This is a genomic window from Flavonifractor sp. AGMB03687 (assembly GCF_017811815.1).
Taxonomy (GTDB): Bacteria; Bacillota; Clostridia; order Oscillospirales; family Oscillospiraceae; genus Flavonifractor.
The window spans coordinates 420,395-437,724 of sequence record NZ_JADKZI010000001.1; the positions used below are offsets into that span (position 1 = coordinate 420,395).

Genomic DNA, 17,330 nt, shown 5'->3' on the forward strand with positions numbered 1-17,330 from the left:
TCCAATTGGATACAGGCTCTTTTATCAGTGGGACTTACGGCGGCTGAGGCGGATGCACTCCAGGGTGTAGGAGACCTGGAGCACGCCCCAGATCAACACCACCATCAGGATAGGCAGCAGGCCTACCTCAGTTACAAGACTGAGAAGCACAAGTATGACCCAGAGGGCGGGGCAGAGGCCGTTGAGGATTTTATAGGCGTGGAAGGCTGCCTGCCCGATCTGGGCCCGCTCCAGCTCGTCGCAGCTGTCCAGCCACTTCTTATGGAAGTTGACGTCGTAGATGCTGCCCTTCTTCTCTGGATTCATCCGCCGGGTCAGATCCACCACTTTTTGCTGAAGCAGGATGAGAAAGACCAGAGAGATCAGGAAAAGGAGAGCGTTTATCAGGGAAGCATCGTAGAGGAAACCGGCGGCCAGGAAAAAGAGATCAGCCAGCATAGCCAGGGAACTGAACAGCAGGGTGTAGCTCAGCTTCTCCTCAATGGCCTGATAGGCCTCATCACACTCCTGATCCCAGACGGCGTACTCCTTTTTGGCGGAACAATAAAGACAGAGGCCGGGGATCAGCAGAGCGGCGGTGCACACCGGGATGGCCCAGGGGGTGACGGTCCTCAGAAACACATCCAGACCCTCCCGGATGGTGTTCAACGTTCCCAAATCGGCTGCCAAGGCGCTGAAAAAGCCGACTGCACCGCCTACCAGGCCAGCAACCAGGATCACCAGCAGAAAGCGGGGCAGAGACTTCCGGTTGTCCCGTTTTACCGTATCATTCATGTTCTTCCTCCTCCTCATAGATAAAGATATCCTCCACAGTCACTCCGCACAGCCTGGCCAGCTTGAGGGCTAGGGTCACCGAAGGGGAGTAGTCCCCCCGCTCGATTTGGCTGATGGTCTGGCGGGATACCCCCGCCAGGCGGCCCATCTCCTGTTGGTTGACCCCAAGTCTGGCTCGGTACTCCTTGAGCCGGTTGTACAGCGGCATGGTTACACCTCCCGGGCTGACAATTATTCACGTCAAAATGACAACTATCCTTGTCAAACATAGGATAGCATTGACAAGGATAGTTGTCAAGAGGAAGATAAAAAATGCGCCGCGGTTTTCCGCGGCGCATGGATGGGACGGGAGATCAGCTCTTCTTTTCGGAATCGGAGCCGGACTCAAAGGCGGCCTTGGCGGAGGCGCACAGGCCTGCGAGGCCCTGGATCTCCGAGGGAATAATCAGCTTGGTGGCCTGGCCGTTGGCGGCGGCCTGGAAGGCCTCCAGAGCCTTGATCTTCAGCACCTGATCGGTGGGGCTGGCCTCATTGAGGAGCTTGAGAGCTTCGGCGGTGGCCTGCTGCACCTTCAGGATAGCCTCGGCCTCACCTTCGGCCTTCATGATGGCCGCCTGCTTGGCGGCGTCGGCCCGGAGGATCAGGGACTGCTTTTCGCCCTCAGCCACCAGGATCTGGCTCTGCTTCTGGCCCTCGGCCTGGAGGATGGATTCCCGGCGTTCCCGCTCGGCCTTCATCTGCTTCTCCATGGCGTCCTGGATCTCTCTGGGCGGGATGATGTTCTTCAGCTCCACACGGTTGACCTTGATACCCCAGGGGTCTGTGGCCTCGTCCAGAATGGAGCGCATCTTGGAGTTGATGATGTCGCGGCTGGTGAGGGACTGGTCCAGCTCCAGCTCGCCGATGATGTTGCGCAGGGTGGTGGCGGTCAGATTCTCAATGGCGCTCATGGGGTGCTCTACGCCGTAGGTGTACAGCTTGGCGTCGGTGATCTGGAAGTAGAGCACCGTGTCGATCTGCATGGTGACGTTATCCTTGGTGATGACGGGCTGGGGAGCGAAATCTACCACCTGCTCCTTCAGGGAGACCACTTTGGCTACCCGCTCAATAAAGGGAATCTTGAAGTGGACGCCCACGCCCCACACGGAGTGGAACGCGCCCATGCGCTCGATGACGTAGGCCTTGGACTGCTGGACGATCTTCAGGTTGGCGGCCAGCAGCAGAATAATGAAGATCACCAGGATAATAATGATAATGGGGATAAAGGGAATATTGTCAAACATTTTCCTTCCTCCTTTTATCGGTGGATCATACAGCTCTCTTTCGTGGGGGTCACAATGAGCTTCACGCCTTCAATGCGCAGCACGCGCACGGTGGTACCCTCGGGGATGTTTTCCTCCGGATCGGAACGGGCGGTCCACACACTGCCGCCTACCGTTACCTGCCCCTGGGCGTTCCGGTTGTCGATGGCCTGGGTGACCACACCCTCGGCGCCTACCGCCCGGTCGGCGTTGGTAGCCACCTGCTTGGGAGCCACATAGCGTCGGGTGAGGGGCCGGATCACCAGTAGGGTGACCAGGGAGACCACCAGAAATACGGCAAACTGGATCCAGATATTTTGGACGAAGAAGGACGTGATCAGTGCGGCCAGAGCGCCCAGAGCGAACCAAAGGGAGACCAGGGCCACGGTAGCGGCCTCCACCACCGCTAGGACCACCAGGGCCACCAGCCAGCAAATACTGGGTATGGGCATAGACGAACCTCCTTTCTTAGGGCTATCCTAGCATACTTCTGTAAAAAAGGAAAGTGACATTCCGTTACAGTTTGCCAAGCGGCGCGAAATAAGGTATACTGGACCAAACCGATAAGACTGGAATGAGGAGCGAATCATGAGAGAACTGGAATTGCTGATCCCCACCCTGTTTGGCCTGGAGGGCCTGTGCGCCGAGGAGCTGCGCCGGCTGGGCCTGCCCGAGGTGAAGGCGGAGAATGGGCGAGTGGGCTGCAAGGCTCGTCCGGAAGACATTCCCAGAGTAAATTTGAACCTGCGTACCGGCGAGCGGGTGCTGCTGGTGGTAGGCCGGTACCATGCTGCCGACTTTGAGGCCCTCTTTGAGGGGGCCAAGGCTCTGCCCTGGGAGGACTATATCCCCCGGGAGGGCGCCTTCCCGGTGAAGGGCCACTCCCTCAACTCCCAGCTCCATGCGGTGCCCGCCATCCAGTCGGTGCTGAAGAAGGCTCTGGCTGCCCGGCTGGGAGCCAAATACGGCATGGATACCCTGCCGGAGAGCGGGGCCCTGTACCAGGTCCAGTTCTCCATCATGCACGACGAGGTCACCCTGATGCTGGATACCTCCGGCGCGGGCCTCCACAAGCGCGGCTACCGTGCGGTGGGCGTGGTGGCCCCCCTGCGGGAGACCCTGGCCGCCGCCATGGTGCTTCTCTCCCGCTACCGGGGAAGAGACCCCTTCTGCGACCCCTTCTGCGGTTCGGGCACCATTGCCATCGAGGCCGCTCTCATCGCCAAGAACCGGGCCCCCGGCCTGAACCGGGCCTTCTCCGCCCAGCGGTGGCGGTGGCTGGACAGCGGCCTGTGGCTCCAGGCTGCCGATGAGGCCATGGACAAGGAGTTCCACGGGGACTACGACATCTGGGGCGGTGACATCGACCCCAAGGCGGTGGCCATCGCCCGGGACAACGCGGTGAAGGCCGACGTGGAGGATGTGGTGCGCTTTGAGGTGGCCGACGCCACCAAGTTCCACCGGGATGCCCCCGTGGGCCGTGTAGTGACCAACCCGCCTTACGGCGAGCGCATCATGGAGAAGCGGGAGGCGGAGGAGCTGTACCGGGCCTTCGGTAAGGCGGTGCGTACCCTGCCGGAGGGCTGGAAGGTGAGCGTGCTCTCCTCCCACACGGAATTTGAGCGCACCTTCGGCCGGACGGCGGAGAAGAAGCGGAAGCTGTACAACGGTATGCTGAAATGTGATCTGTTCCAGTATGGAATCAACCAACGGAGGAACTGATGATGAGAAAAAAGAGGACCGTTCGGAGTTTGTGCCTGCTGCTGGCCCTCGCACTGCTGCTGGCGGGACAGGCCTTTGCCGCCCCCGAGGGGGCCACGGTATGGGGCTACAGCGAGGGGCTGGCCCAGTGCGAGTACAACGGCAAGTGGGGCTTTGTGGACGCCCAGAAGAAAGTGGTCATTCCCCTGCAGTATGACAGTGTGGTATCCTTCTCCTTGGGCCTGGCCGCTGTCAACCTGGACGGCAAGCTGGGGGTGATCCGACAGGACGGCACCTATCTGATCCGGCCAGAGTACGGCACCCTGCTGCCTCTGGACTGCGGCCTCTATGTGGTGCAGAAGGGGACCCGCTGGGGCGTGGCCAGCATCCTGCCCTTCCCGGACGGCCAGGGAGGCACCACCAACCTGCTCTACGACCTCATCTATGACAGCGCCACCATCACCGAGCAGGGAGGTACCCGAGTCCTTACCCTCACCAAGGACGGGGAGGCCACCAAGATCCCGGTCTTTGAACTGCCCCGTATTCTGGTGGAGAAGGGGGTGCCCTCGGCCCGATTCCCCCTGACCCGGGGCAAGCTGCCCGATTTCAGCGATGTGTCTCCCCGGGACTGGTTTGCCGTGTGGGTGGATATCGCCTATAATGTGGGCCTTACCTCCGGCGTGGGCGGCAACCGGTACGCCCCCAACCAGACCCTGACGGTGGCTGAGGTCCTCAAGTTGGCCGCCACGGTGGAGAGCCGCTACAAAAACGACAGCTTCCACACCAGCAGCTCCACCGGTCCCTACTGGTACTCCGGCGCGGTGAGCTACTGCCTGGCCAGCGGCATTATCAAAAGCGGCACCTTTACCCAGAAGGATTATCTGCGCCCTGCTACCCGGCGGGAGATTGCACAGATCTTTGCGGCCACCAGTCAGGCCCGCAACATGCGCAACATCAACGATCTGAACAAGGTCAAGGCCAGTGTGCCAGATATCACCCCCTCCAGCCCGGGGGCGGACGCCATCTACAGCCTCTATGCCAAGGGCATTCTGGGCGGCGTGGACGACAAGCTGACCTTCAATCCCAAGGGCACCGTGACCCGGGCGGAGGCGGCGGCTATCGTGGCCCGCATGGTGCGGGCCGAGCAGCGGCTGACCCTCTGGGGCAGCTATGATGCCGGTGTCCTGGTGAGCTGAGAAGAAAGAGAGAGGAGGGTGCCTGTGCGGCACCTGTTTATCATGAATCCCCATGCGGGAAAGTATGACCGCAGTCAGGAGATGCTGGAGAAAGTACGCTTCACCATGGCGGGCCGCCGGGAGGAGTGGGACGCGGTACGGACCACCGGACCGGGCCACGCCGTGGCCCTGGTGGAGGAGGCCGCTCAGAAGGGGGACCCGTTGCGGGTCTACGCCTGCGGCGGCGACGGGACCCTGAATGAGGTAGTCAACGGTGCAGCGGGCCAGGAGCATGTGGCGGTGACCCACTGCCCCATGGGCTCGGGCAACGATTTCCTGCGTATCTTCGGCCAGGACGCCGGTCGGTTCCGGCAGCTGGACCAGCTGCTGGACACCCCCCAGACCGCTATGGACCTCATCGAATGCAACGGCCGGTATTCCCTCAACGTGTGTTCCGTGGGCTTTGACGCCCGTATCGGCTTTGGCGCGGCGGACTTCAAAAAGCTGCCCCTGATCAGCGGCTCCGCAGCCTACCAGCTTTCCGCCGTGCGCACCATTATCAAGGGCATCCACCTGCCCTACCAGGTGGAGGTGGACGGGGAGGTCATGCCCGGGGACCGGTTTACCCTGCTGTGTGCCTGCAATGGGCGGTTCTACGGCGGCGGCTTCAATCCAAGCCCCGATGCCATGCCGGACGACGGACTTCTGAACTTCATCGTCATTCCGGCGGTGTCCCGCTTTACGGTGGCGGCCCTCATCCAGAAGTTTGCCCGCGGCGAGATCGGGGACATTCCCCAGGCCATTCTGCGCCAGGGCAGGGAGATGAAGATACACTGCGACCGGGTCAGCGCGGTGAACGTGGACGGCGAGCGGGTGGACGGGCAGGAGATCACCCTGGCCCTGTCAGATAAAAAGGTGCAGTTCTTCTATCCGGCCGGTGCCTCCTGGCAGCCGGAGAAGGCGGGCCACCGGGAAGCAGCCGCGGTAAAATGAGGACATGCGTTAGCACTCCACACCCGAGTTTGTGAACAGAAGTTGAACTTTTTAAAAATCAACCCCCTTTTTTCGAAAAAGGGGTTGATTTTTTTGCGCGGGAGAGGTATTATCATACACGTGGTTAGCACTCCGACAAAATGAGTGCTAACACCTGAATTGGTTAATAAGAAAATGAATCATATAAGGAGGAACCCATTATGAAACTCAAGCCTCTCGCCGACCGTGTGGTCATCAAGCTGGTCGAGGCCGAAGAAAAGACTAAGAGCGGCATCATCCTGACTGGTTCTGCCAAGGAGAAGCCCGAAGTGGCTCAGGTAATCGAGGTTGGCCCCGGCGGCCTGGTGGACGGCAAGGAAGTCACCATGACCGTGAAGGTGGGCGACAAGGTCATCACCAGCAAGTACGCTGGCACCGAGGTGAAGATCGACGGTGAGGAGTACACCATCGTCCGTCAGTCCGACATCCTCGCTATCGTCGAGTAATTACGTCCAGGGGGGATGATATCCACCCTAGATACAAACCCGCCGCGCCGCAAGCGGCACAGCGGGTTTGATACCCCCCTCGCCTTTGCACACAAAGGCGGTTGCCCGCCGGTGGCGGAGCAAGCAGTGGTGTCCTGCGCAGGCGCATGTCCTGCTCCGGACGGAATTCAAATTTAATTCCGCGCAGGCGGAATTTGCATGGAGGTAATTCATTATGGCTAAGATCATTTGCTACGGTGAGGAAGCCCGCCACGCTCTGGAGCGCGGCGTCAATCAGCTGGCTGATACCGTTAAGATCACCATGGGCCCCAAGGGCCGCAACGTGGTGCTGGACAAGAAGTTCGGCGCTCCCCTGATCACCAACGACGGCGTGACCATCGCCAAGGAGATCGAGCTGGACGATCCCTTTGAGAACATGGGTGCTCAGCTGGTGAAGGAAGTTTCCACCAAGACCAACGACGTGGCCGGCGACGGCACCACCACCGCTACCTGCCTGGCTCAGGCCATCATCCGCGAGGGTCTGAAGAACCTGGCTGCCGGTGCCAACCCCATGGTCATGAAGAAGGGCATCTCCAAGGCTACCGCTGCTGCTGTGGAGGCCATCAAGGCCAACTCCAAGAAGGTCAACGGCTCTGACGACATCGCCCGCGTCGGCGCTGTCTCTTCTGGCGACGAGACCATCGGCAAGCTGATCGCCGAGGCCATGGAGAAGGTCTCCAACGACGGCGTCATCACCGTTGAGGAGTCCAAGACCGCTGAGACCTACAGCGAGGTCGTGGAAGGCATGCAGTTCGACCGCGGTTATATCACCCCCTATATGGTCACCGACACCGAGAAGATGGAGGCTGTTCTGGACGATGCCCTCATCCTCATCACCGATAAAAAGATCTCCAACATCCAGGAGCTGCTGCCCATCCTGGAGCAGGTGGTGCAGTCCGGCAAGAAGCTGCTGGTCATCGCCGAGGACGTGGAGGGCGAGGCTCTGTCCACTCTGATCGTCAACAAGCTGCGCGGCACCCTGAACGTGGTGTGCGTCAAGGCCCCCGGCTTCGGCGACCGCCGCAAGGAGATGCTGGAGGATATCGCTGTTCTGACCGGCGGTACCGTCATCACCGCCGACATGGGCTATGAGCTGAAGGAAGCCACCATGGATATGCTGGGCAAGGCTCGCCAGGTGAAGGTCTCCAAGGAGAACACCATCATCGTGGACGGCGCCGGCAGCTCCGAGGCCATCAAGAACCGCACCAACCAGATCCGCAGCCAGATCGAGACCACCACTTCCGACTACGACCGCGAGAAGCTCCAGGAGCGTCTGGCCAAGATGGCCGGCGGCGTGGCCATCATCCGCGTGGGTGCTGCCACCGAGGTGGAGATGAAGGAGAAGAAGCTGCGCATCGAGGACGCTCTGAACGCTACCCGTGCCGCTGTTGAGGAAGGCATCGTGGCCGGCGGCGGTACCGCTTACGTGAACGCCGTCTCCGCTGTTGAGGCTCTGCTGGACAGCACCGAGGGCGACGAGAAGACCGGTGTCCGCATCATCGCCAAGGCTCTGACCGAGCCCATGCGCCAGATCGCCACCAACGCCGGCATCGACGGCTCCGTGGTGCTGGAGAACGTGAAGAAGGCTGACAAGACCGGCTACGGCTTCGACGCCTACAACGAGACCTATGTGGACATGATCTCCGCCGGTATCGTGGATCCCACCAAGGTGACCCGTTCCGCTCTGGAGAACGCCGCTTCCATCGCCGCCACTCTGCTGACCACCGAGGCTCTGGTGGCCGACAAGAAGGAGCCCGCTCCTGCTGCTCCCGCTGCCCCCGACATGGGCGGTATGTACTAATCTAACGCCAAAGATTTTGGGCCCCCGGAACTTTGTTCCGGGGGCCTTTTCTTGTCGGCCGCCAGACCAAGCGGTTTGCCGGAGGCAAAACCTTGATGCCGGGCGGATTCATTCCGCCCGAGCAGATACAATGGGGATCCCCGCGGGATCGGCGATCCCGTGGGGGAGGCCGACAAGAAGGAGCCCGCTCCCGCGGCTCCCGCTGCCCCCGACATGGGCGGTATGTACGAATCCAACGCCAAAGATTTTGGGCCCCCGGAACATGGTTCCGGGGGCTTTTTTTAATTGGGATGAAAATTATTTTATACGCCCCTTGCATTTTGGAGCAGAATGTGATAGGTTGATGGTAATAGAAAATACTTTTACAAAAGAAGGGGTAGCATATGCAAAGAGCGTTGACGTCGGCTGCCCTCAAGCAGACCAACCGGCGCAGAATCTACCAATATGTCTACCAGAACGCTGAGCCTGTCACCAAGCAGGAGATCGCCGGCGCTCTGGGACTGAGTCTGCCCACGGTGTCCAATAATCTGAACGATTTTCTGGATGAGGGGCTGCTCTCCTATTCCGGGACCCAAGCCTCCACCGGCGGGCGCAAGCCCCGCACCATTGCGCTGGTGGCGGACGCCCGCTTCTCGGTGGGCATCTCCATCATGGACGACGCGGTACGGCTGGTGGCCATTGATATCCGTGCCCAGGAGCTGGGCTATCAGAAGGTGCGCCGGAAGTTCAGCCACACGCCGGAATACTATCAGGAGGCAGCCCGACTGCTGGAGAATTTCCTGGATCGCCTCGGTCTGGACCGGAAGCGGTTGCTGGGCGTGGGCATCACCGTGCCCGGCATTGTGGACGCGGAGCGGGAACAGGTGGTATTTGCCCCCACGCTGGATCTGCGCAACATCCCCCTGTCCGAAGTGATGGAAGCGTTCTCCGCCTATCCGGTCCGGGTGGAGAACGACGCCAACGCCAGCGGCTATGCTGAAAGTTGGGTGCGCAGCGAGAACCGCAACCTGATTTACCTCTCTCTGGAGCGCGGTGTCGGTGGTGCCATTTTGATGGGGGATAAGCCCTACACGGGAGACAACGGCCGCAGCGGTGAGTTCGGACACATCTGCATCGTGCCCAACGGGCGGCCCTGCCGCTGCGGAAAGCGGGGATGCCTGGAGGCCTACTGTTCTACCTCCCGCCTCAGCGACGATCTGGGTATTACCCTGGAGGAATTTTTCACCATGCTCAAATGCGGCAACCAGCAGATTGCCCTGACCTGGGAGCAGTACCGCAACCATCTCACCGACGGCCTGGCCATCATCCGGATGGGGATGGACTGCGACATCGTGCTGGGCGGTATGCTGGCCGCCTACCTGGAGGACCACCTGGATCGCATCCGGCAGGAGGTCTGTCAAAAGACCCTCTTTGACGAGGATGGCCAGTTTTTGACGCTGGACTGTTTTAAATCCCACAGCGCGTGCGTGGGTACTGCCCTCCATTACGTGGAGCGCTTCCTCAGTGCATTTTAATCACTCATGTTACAAAAGCCGAAGCAGACGAAAAAAGTCTGCTTCGGCTTTTGTTGTGAAAAAGCACATAGCGAATTGCACAATCTTTTTCTCCTTTATTAAAAATGGCAAAAAAGGGATTGACTTTTCCGAAAAGAGGGAGTAATCTATCGGCAAGAACTTTAGTAAATATATTTTATAAAACGGATTTATGATAGCGTAACGGTGATAAGCAAAAGGAGGAACCAGTTATGGGTAAGCGACCTGTTACATTGACCACCTGCCAGTGGGCGGACCTGCCCCTGGATGAGCTGTGCGCCCTTGCGGAGAAGATGGGCTATGACGGTCTGGAGATCGCCTGCTGGGGCAACAACCTGGATCTGGACCGGGCCCTGGAGGATGAGAGCTACATCCCCTGGGTGCAGGAGACTCTGAAGAAACACAACCTGATCTGCAAGGCCCTGGCTACCCATATCATCGGTCAGTGCGTGGGTGATGCCCCCGATCCCCGGCTGAACAACTTCGCTCCCGCTGCTCTGGCGGATCAGCCTGACGCCATCCGTCAGTGGGGCATCGACACCATGAAGAAGGCCGCCGTGGTGGCCAACAAGATGGGTGTCAAGATCATCACCGGCTTTACCGGCTCTCCCATCTGGCGCTACCTCTACTCCTTCCCCCAGACCACCGAGGAAATGGTCGAGGAGGGCTACAACAAAATTGTGGAGCTGTGGACCCCCATTCTCAACGAGTTCAAGAAGAACGATGTAAAGTTCGCCCTGGAGGTCCATCCCGGCGAGATCGCCTTTGACTACTACTCCACCAAACGCCTGCTGGAGAAGTTCGCCGACCGTCTGGAGTTCGGTATCAACTTCGATCCCAGCCACCTGATCTGGCAGGGCATCAAGCCCCACCTGTTCCTGTCCGACTTCCGTGACCGCATCTACCACGTCCACATGAAGGATGCCGCCGTCACTCTGGACGGCCGCAGCGGCCTGCTGGGCTCCCACATTGACTTCGGCGACCTGCGCCGGGGCTGGAACTTCCGCTCCCTGGGTCACGGCGATGTGAACTTTGAGGAGATCATCCGGGTGCTCAACGACATGGGCTATGACGGCCCCCTGTCGGTGGAGTGGGAGGACAGCGGCATGGACCGCATCGACGGCGCCACCGAGGCTGCCGCCTTCGTCCGCAAGGTGGACTTCCAGAAATCCGACATCAAGTTTGACGACGCCATCTCCAATGGCTGAGGAAAGGCAGGGCTGAAAACATGGCGAAAGAACTGAGATACGGCATGGTAGGCGGCAGCGTCTACGCCTTCATCGGCGAAGTGCACCGCAAGGCCATCGCCTTTGACCCCCGTGCGGAGCTGGTGTGCGGCTGCTTCTCCAACATCCCGTCGGAGAACGAGGACACCGCCAAGGCCTACGGCATTGATTCCAGCCGGATGTACGCCGACTACAAGGAAATGGCCAAGGCGGAGGCCGCCCGGGAGGACGGTATCGACTTCGTCTCCATCTGCACCCCCAACTTCCTCCACTATGAGATCGCCAAGGAGTTCCTGCTGGCGGGTATCAACGTGGTGTGCGAGAAGCCCCTGTGCTTCGAGGTGGGCCAGGCGGAGAAGCTGGAGGCTCTGGCCAAGGAGAAGGATCTGCTCTTCGCCGTGACCTATACTTATCCCGGCTACACCATGAGCCGCGTCATGAAGGACATGATCGCCGCCGGCAAGATCGGCAAGATCGCCGCCGTCAACGCCGAGTACGTACAGGATTGGCTCATCAATGAGCTGGAGCCCCAGGAGGGCGCCAAGGAGAACCTGTCCGTCTGGCGCAAGGACCCCAAGTTCTCCGGCATTTCCAACTGCGTGGGTGACATCGGCACCCACATCGAGGCCTATGTGAACTATGTCACCGGTATGAAGATCAAGCGGCTGGCCGCCACCACCAACAAGTACGGTCACGCTCTGGATCTGAACGCCAATATCCTGGTGGAGTATGACAACGGCGTCAACGGTGCCTACTGGTGCTCCCAGATCGCCGCCGGCCACTACAACGGCCTGGTGGTCCGGATCTTCGGCGATCAGGGCGCCCTGGAGTGGCGTCAGGAGCAGCCCGACTATCTGTATTATACCCCCAAGGGTCAGGCCATGCAGGTGCTCACCCGGGGCGGCAACGGCATCGACCAGCCCGCCGGCGGCTACAGCCGTCTGCCTGTGGGTCATCCCGAGGGCCTGTATGTGGCCTTTGCCAACATCTATCGGGACTATGTCACCGCCCTCATCGAGAAGAAGGCCGGCCGGCCCTACAACACCGACTCCATCACCATGGTGGACGCCGGCGTGGACGGCGTGAAGTTTGTCCATGCAGTGGTTGAGAGTGCGGAGAAGGATTCCGCCTGGGTGGAGCTGTAACACATCGGATTTTTTGCGGCAAAGGCCGCGGAAAATAAATTGACAAGGAGGACCAATGAACATGAAAAAGTATCTTGCGCTTATCCTTGCGATCGTCATGTCCCTGAGCCTGGTCGCCTGTGGCGGCGGCGGTGGCGGTGGCAACACCGAGACCCCCAGCGGCGGCGGTGAGACCCAGACCGGCGGCGAGCCCGCTGCCGGCGGCGACATCTATGTCCTGGTGCCCAACGCCGACCACGGCTGGACCGGCGCCGTTCTGACCTATGCTCAGCAGAAGGCTGAAGAGGTCAACGCCGAAGGCACCTACAACGTAGTGGTCCAGGCTGCTACCGACGCCAAGAACCAGCAGGAGCAGATCGACGACCTTCTGGCCGCTGCCACTCCTCCCGCCGGCATTGTGATCCTGCCTTACGACAACACCATGGAGTCCTCCATGGCTTCCATCGCTGCCACCGACATCCCCTTCATCATGGTGGACCGCATCATTGACAACCCCGTGGTGCAGGAGAAGGTTACCGCCAACGTCAAGGGCGATAACGAGGGTATCGGCAAGGCTACTGCTGAGCGCTTCATCGAAGACGGCCTGCAGCCCGGCGACAAGCTGTACGTCATGATCGGCGACACCTCTTCCGTGCCCGAGATGCGCAACAAGGGCTTCACCGAGACTCTGGCTGCCAACGGCTGGACCGAGGAGCAGCTAGCCACCATCGAGTACTCCGCCGCCACCGGCTGGAGCCGTTCCACCGGCAAGCAGCTGTTCATCGACTGGATCAATAGCAAGACCGTCGAGGAGCTGGGCGAGTATCACTACATCTTCACTCACGACGATGAGATCGGCATGGGCATCCTGGAGGCCCTGAGCGGCACCGAGATCGAGCAGGCCAAGAAGGACGCCTTCCTGGAGTCCATCAAGTCTATCGGTTCCTCCTCCGGCCTGGGCGAGATGTATGAAGTGCTGTCCGGCACTCACGCCAACACCGCCTATCCCGACATCGTTGCCAACTTCGACCTGTTCTCCGTTACCTATCCTCCCAAGATGATCCAGACCGCCGTGGATGACATGATCAGCCACCTGAACGGCGAGTCCGTGGAAAAGGATCATACCATTACCGTCGACGTGGTCGACTCCACCAACGTGGCCGATTACGAGGGCTTCTAAACGAGACCGAGCGGCGGTCCCCGCGGGCGCTGTGCCGCCCACGGTGACCGCTGTTCCTTAAAGAGGGTGCCTGACCATGAAAATTTTGCAGATGACCGATATTACCAAACGCTTCTTCGGCGTCACCGTGCTGGACAAGGTCAGCTTTGACGTGGAGGAGGGAGAGGTACACGCCCTTCTGGGCGAGAACGGCGCCGGAAAGTCCACCCTGATGAACATTCTGGGCGGCGTCCACCAGCGGGACGGAGGCACCGTGGAGTTCTGCGGCAGTCAGATGGATTCCATTACCGTCAAATCGGCGGACGAGGCGGGGATCGCCTTCGTTCACCAGGAACTGAACGTCATCAACGACCTGACCGTCTACGAGAACCTGTTTCTCAACAAAGAGATTCTGGGAAAATTCCGCAACCTGAACAAAAAGGAAATGATCCGCCGCTCCCAGGAGCTGTTCAACCGGCTGGGAGTGGACATCAATCCCACCGAAATGGTGGGCAACCTGGACACCAGCCGCAAGCAGCTGCTGGAGATCGCCAAGGCGCTCCACGCCGAGGCCAAGCTCTTCATCCTGGACGAACCTACCACAGCCCTGAATACGGAGGAGATCGAGCACCTGTTCGGGATCGTCCGTCGGCTGAAGGGGGAGGGCAAGTCCTTCATCTTCATCTCCCACAAAATGCCGGAGATCTTTGAGATCGCCGACCGCTACACCATCCTGCGCAACGGTTCCTTCATCTCCTCCGGCCGCGTCGCGGACACCACACCGGAAGAGGTCACCCGCCAGATGGTGGGTGAGGGCTATGTGAACCAGGAGGTCTATGAGACCCGCAAGCTGGGTGAGCCCATCCTGGAGCTGGAGGGCCTGACCGGTGACGGCTTCCGCAACGTGACCCTGTCGGTCCGCCGGGGCGAGGTCGTGGGCTTTACCGGCCTGAAGGGCGCCGGCAGCAGCGAACTGATGCAGGCCATTTTTGGCGTAATTCCCTTCGGCGCCGGCACCCTCAAAGTGTGGGGCAAGTCGGTGGCCTCCGGTACCATCCACAAGGCCATGAAGGATAAGATCGCCATGCTGGCCGCCAATCGAAAGGAAAACTCCGTCATCCCTGATATGACGCTTCTAGAGAATACATACTGTGCCGAGCACAGCCTCAGCGGCCGCCATCCCCACATCCACGTAAAGCGGGAAGTGGCCAAGTACAACAAGCTCAAGCAGATGCTCAACATCAAGGCGGAAAGCCATGAGAACCTGATCGTGAGCCTCTCCGGCGGCAACCAGCAGAAGGTCATTCTGGCCCGGTGGCTCAATACCGAGGCGGAGATCCTGCTGCTGGACAATCCCACTCAGGGCATTGACGTGGGCGCCAAAACGGAGATCTACAAACTGATCCAGGAGTTGGCCAAACAGGGCAAGACCATCATCGTCAACACCCTGGAGATCCCCGAGATCCAGAAGGTGGCCGACCGCTGCGTGGTGTTCTACCACGGCGGCGTGCAGGCCGTGCTGGAACGCAGCGAGATCACCGAGGAGCGGGTCATGCTGCTGGCTACCAACGCCTCCGCCATCCGCGCGGAGCAGGGACAAGAGGTGTGAGACCATGAAAGAGAAGAACAAAGGCACCGCACTCATTAAGAGTATCTGGCACAAGTATAACTTTATCCTCATCTTCCTGGCCATCCTGGCGGTATTCCTGATCATCAACTCGGGCGCCACCACCATGACCACTTTGATGAACATTCCCCGTCACTCCACCGTCATCGGCATCATTGCCCTGGGCATGGGCCTCATTATTCTGACCGGTGACATCGACCTGTCGGTAGGTTCCCAGCTGGCGCTGGTGGGCGGACTCACTGTCATGGTGTTCAATAACACCAATAGCATCGCCGTCTCCCTGCTCTTTTCCGTCTTCATGGGTGTGGTGCTGGGTCTTATCAACGGCGTGCTCATCGGCCTGGTCAAGATGCCCGCCTTCATCGTGACCCTGGCTACCATGCTGATGTACCGTTCCATTGCCCAGACCGTCATGAACAGCAACAACTGGACCATTTACCAGCTGGACGCCGGCCTGTCCCAGTGGCAGCCCCTGTGGGTCATCGGCAACCAGTCGGTGTTCCAGATCCCCATCCTGGTGCTCATCCTCATTGTGGTGGTGGCGGTGATGACCTACCTGTCCACCAGCACCAAGTTCGGCAAGCGGGTGTACGCCCTGGGCAGCAACGAGCGGGCTGCCCAGCTCTCCGGCATCAACGTCAGTATGACCCGGGTGCTGGTCTTCGTCATTGCCGGTGTGCTCATGGGTATCGCCTCCTTCCTCTATGTGGCCAACGTGGGCTCCGTGGACCCGGCCACCAGCGGCAAGAACTATGAGCTGTACTCCATTGCCGGTGTGGTTATCGGTGGCATCAGCATGTCGGGCGGCAGAGGCCGCATCCTGGGCGTGGTATTCGGTTCCATGTCCTTCACCATCATCGACAAGATCATCACCGCGCTGGGCCTGAACCCGCTGATCAACGACACCATCAAGGGCGCCATCCTGCTGCTGGCCATCGCCGTACAGATGCTGCCCGTCATCACCCAGAAGCTGCGTAAGGCGCGCACCGCTTGATGCGATCAAAATAAGGGAGGATATCGCCATGAAAACCTATGAGGAGATCGACAAAATTGTGTACGCCGGGCCGGACAGCAATGAGCCCTTTGCCTTCAAATACTACAATCCGGACGAAGTACTGGCCGGCAAGCCCATGCGGGAACATCTGAAGTTCGCCATGAGCTACTGGCACACCATCTGCGCCGAGGGCGTGGATATGTTCGGCAGCGGCACCATGGACAAGAGCTTCGGCCAGAGCGATCCCATGGCCAAGTTCCGGGCCAAGGCCGACTTTGCCTTCGGCCTCATGGATAAGCTGGATCTGGACTACTACTGCTTCCACGATGTGGACATCGCCCCCGAGGGCGCCACCGTCCGGGAGAGCCTGGAGAATTTCCGCCTGATGGTGGGCTATCTGAAACAGCTCCAGGAGAAGCACAATAAGAAGTGCCTGTGGGTTACCGCCAACAACTTCGGCGACAAGAAGTTTATGGCGGGCGCCGCCACCTCCTGCAGCGCCGACGTGTACGCCGTGGCTGCTGCCAAGGTGAAGGCCTGCATCGACGCCGCCATCGAGCTGGGCGCCACCGGCTATGTGTTCTGGGGCGGCCGTGAGGGCTACGAGACCCTGTTGAACACCAACATGGGGCTGGAGCTGGACAACCTGGCCCGCTTCCTCACCATGGCCCGTGACTATGGCCGGGCCCACGGCTTCAAGGGCGACTTCTACATCGAGCCCAAGCCCAAGGAGCCCACCAAGCACCAGTATGACTTCGACGTGGCCACCTGCATGAACTTCCTGCGGAAGTACGGCCTCACCGGCGACTTCAAGATGAACATTGAGGCCAACCACGCCACTCTGGCGGGCCACACCTTCCAGCATGAGCTGCGCACCGCCATCGTCAACGACTCCTTCGGTTCCATCGACGCCAACCAGGGCGACCTGTTCCTGGGCTGGGATACCGACCAGTTCCCCACCGATGTGTACAACACCACCTACTGCATGATGGAGGTGCTGAAGGCGGGCGGCTTCACCAACGGCGGTCTGAACTTCGATGCCAAGACCCGCCGTCCCTCCAACACCCTGGAGGACATTCTGCTGGCCTACATTGCCGGTATGGACTCCTTCGCTCTGGGCCTGCGGAAGGCACTGGCCCTCCAGGCCGACGGCCGCCTGGACCAGTTTGTGGAGGACCGGTACGCCAGCTACCGCAGCGGCATCGGCAAGACCATCGTGGACGGCACCGCCACCCTGGAGTCCCTGTCCGACTACGCCATGGGCCTGGAGAAGATCGACGTACCCAGCGGCCGGCAGGAGTATCTGGAAACCATCGTCAACAACGTCATGTTCCGCTGAGCACTTGTGCGCGGAGGGGCGCGCCCGACCCGGCGCGCCCCCTTTTATTTTGGAAAGGAG

Annotated in this window: 16 protein-coding genes; 12 read left to right on the plus strand and 4 right to left on the minus strand. The window is 60.1% G+C overall.

The annotated features are described in order from the left end of the window. Positions 1–24 precede the first annotated feature (24 nt). From J9789_RS02015 to J9789_RS02030, 4 genes are all read right to left on the minus strand, one after another. Entirely contained in the window at positions 25–774 is a 750-nt protein-coding gene (locus J9789_RS02015; protein WP_209341764.1) for a DUF3169 family protein, read from the minus strand. Next, positions 767–982: a helix-turn-helix transcriptional regulator gene (locus J9789_RS02020; protein WP_209341765.1), complete on the minus strand. Its 216-nt coding sequence runs from the start codon at positions 980–982 to the stop codon at positions 767–769. Before J9789_RS02020 ends, J9789_RS02015 begins: the two co-directional genes overlap by 8 nt. Positions 983–1,127: 145 nt before the next feature. Further along, on the minus strand, positions 1,128–2,057 hold the full coding sequence (locus J9789_RS02025; RefSeq protein WP_209341768.1) for an SPFH domain-containing protein: 930 nt from the start codon (positions 2,055–2,057) through the stop codon (positions 1,128–1,130). Positions 2,058–2,071: 14 nt separating this feature from the next. Next, a complete protein-coding gene (locus J9789_RS02030) occupies positions 2,072–2,527 on the minus strand; it encodes an NfeD family protein (protein ID WP_209341777.1) in 456 nt (151 codons plus the stop codon). A gap of 136 nt (positions 2,528–2,663) precedes the next feature. Here J9789_RS02030 and J9789_RS02035 point away from each other — a divergent pair, with 136 nt between their 5' ends. The 12 genes from J9789_RS02035 (at position 2,664) to xylA (ending at position 17,270) form a co-directional block, all read left to right on the plus strand. After that, a complete protein-coding gene (locus J9789_RS02035) occupies positions 2,664–3,797 on the plus strand; it encodes a class I SAM-dependent RNA methyltransferase (RefSeq protein ID WP_209341779.1) in 1,134 nt (377 codons plus the stop codon). After that, positions 3,797–4,972, plus strand: a complete 1,176-nt coding sequence (locus tag J9789_RS02040; protein ID WP_245184992.1) for an S-layer homology domain-containing protein — start codon at positions 3,797–3,799, stop codon at positions 4,970–4,972. Before J9789_RS02035 ends, J9789_RS02040 begins: the two co-directional genes overlap by 1 nt. 24 nt (positions 4,973–4,996) lie before the next feature. Next, positions 4,997–5,944: a diacylglycerol kinase family protein gene (locus J9789_RS02045; protein ID WP_348633615.1), complete on the plus strand. Its 948-nt coding sequence runs from the start codon at positions 4,997–4,999 to the stop codon at positions 5,942–5,944. Between the two features lie 200 nt (positions 5,945–6,144). Continuing rightward, complete coding sequence (locus tag J9789_RS02050) at positions 6,145–6,429, plus strand: co-chaperone GroES (RefSeq protein WP_087188593.1); 285 nt, start codon at positions 6,145–6,147, stop codon at positions 6,427–6,429. A 214-nt stretch (positions 6,430–6,643) separates the two neighbouring features. Next, positions 6,644–8,269: a chaperonin GroEL gene (groL, locus tag J9789_RS02055; RefSeq protein ID WP_209341781.1), complete on the plus strand. Its 1,626-nt coding sequence runs from the start codon at positions 6,644–6,646 to the stop codon at positions 8,267–8,269. Between the two features lie 383 nt (positions 8,270–8,652). Further along, on the plus strand, positions 8,653–9,783 hold the full coding sequence (locus J9789_RS02060) for an ROK family transcriptional regulator (protein ID WP_209341782.1): 1,131 nt from the start codon (positions 8,653–8,655) through the stop codon (positions 9,781–9,783). A gap of 230 nt (positions 9,784–10,013) precedes the next feature. Beyond that, positions 10,014–11,009: a sugar phosphate isomerase/epimerase gene (locus J9789_RS02065; RefSeq protein WP_209341783.1), complete on the plus strand. Its 996-nt coding sequence runs from the start codon at positions 10,014–10,016 to the stop codon at positions 11,007–11,009. A gap of 20 nt (positions 11,010–11,029) precedes the next feature. Continuing rightward, positions 11,030–12,172, plus strand: coding sequence for a Gfo/Idh/MocA family oxidoreductase (locus J9789_RS02070; RefSeq protein ID WP_209341784.1), 1,143 nt, complete (start codon positions 11,030–11,032; stop codon positions 12,170–12,172). A gap of 61 nt (positions 12,173–12,233) precedes the next feature. Beyond that, a complete protein-coding gene (locus J9789_RS02075) occupies positions 12,234–13,331 on the plus strand; it encodes a substrate-binding domain-containing protein (protein ID WP_209341786.1) in 1,098 nt (365 codons plus the stop codon). Between the two features lie 76 nt (positions 13,332–13,407). Next, positions 13,408–14,919 (plus strand): sugar ABC transporter ATP-binding protein, encoded by a 1,512-nt coding sequence (locus J9789_RS02080; protein ID WP_209341788.1) that lies wholly within the window; start codon positions 13,408–13,410, stop codon positions 14,917–14,919. A 4-nt stretch (positions 14,920–14,923) separates the two neighbouring features. Then, entirely contained in the window at positions 14,924–15,931 is a 1,008-nt protein-coding gene (locus tag J9789_RS02085; protein ID WP_209341790.1) for an ABC transporter permease, read from the plus strand. A gap of 28 nt (positions 15,932–15,959) precedes the next feature. Beyond that, positions 15,960–17,270 carry a xylose isomerase gene (gene xylA / locus J9789_RS02090; RefSeq protein ID WP_209341792.1) on the plus strand — a complete coding sequence of 437 codons (1,311 nt, stop codon included), beginning with the start codon at positions 15,960–15,962 and terminating at the stop codon, positions 17,268–17,270. The last annotated feature ends 60 nt before the right edge of the window (positions 17,271–17,330 follow it).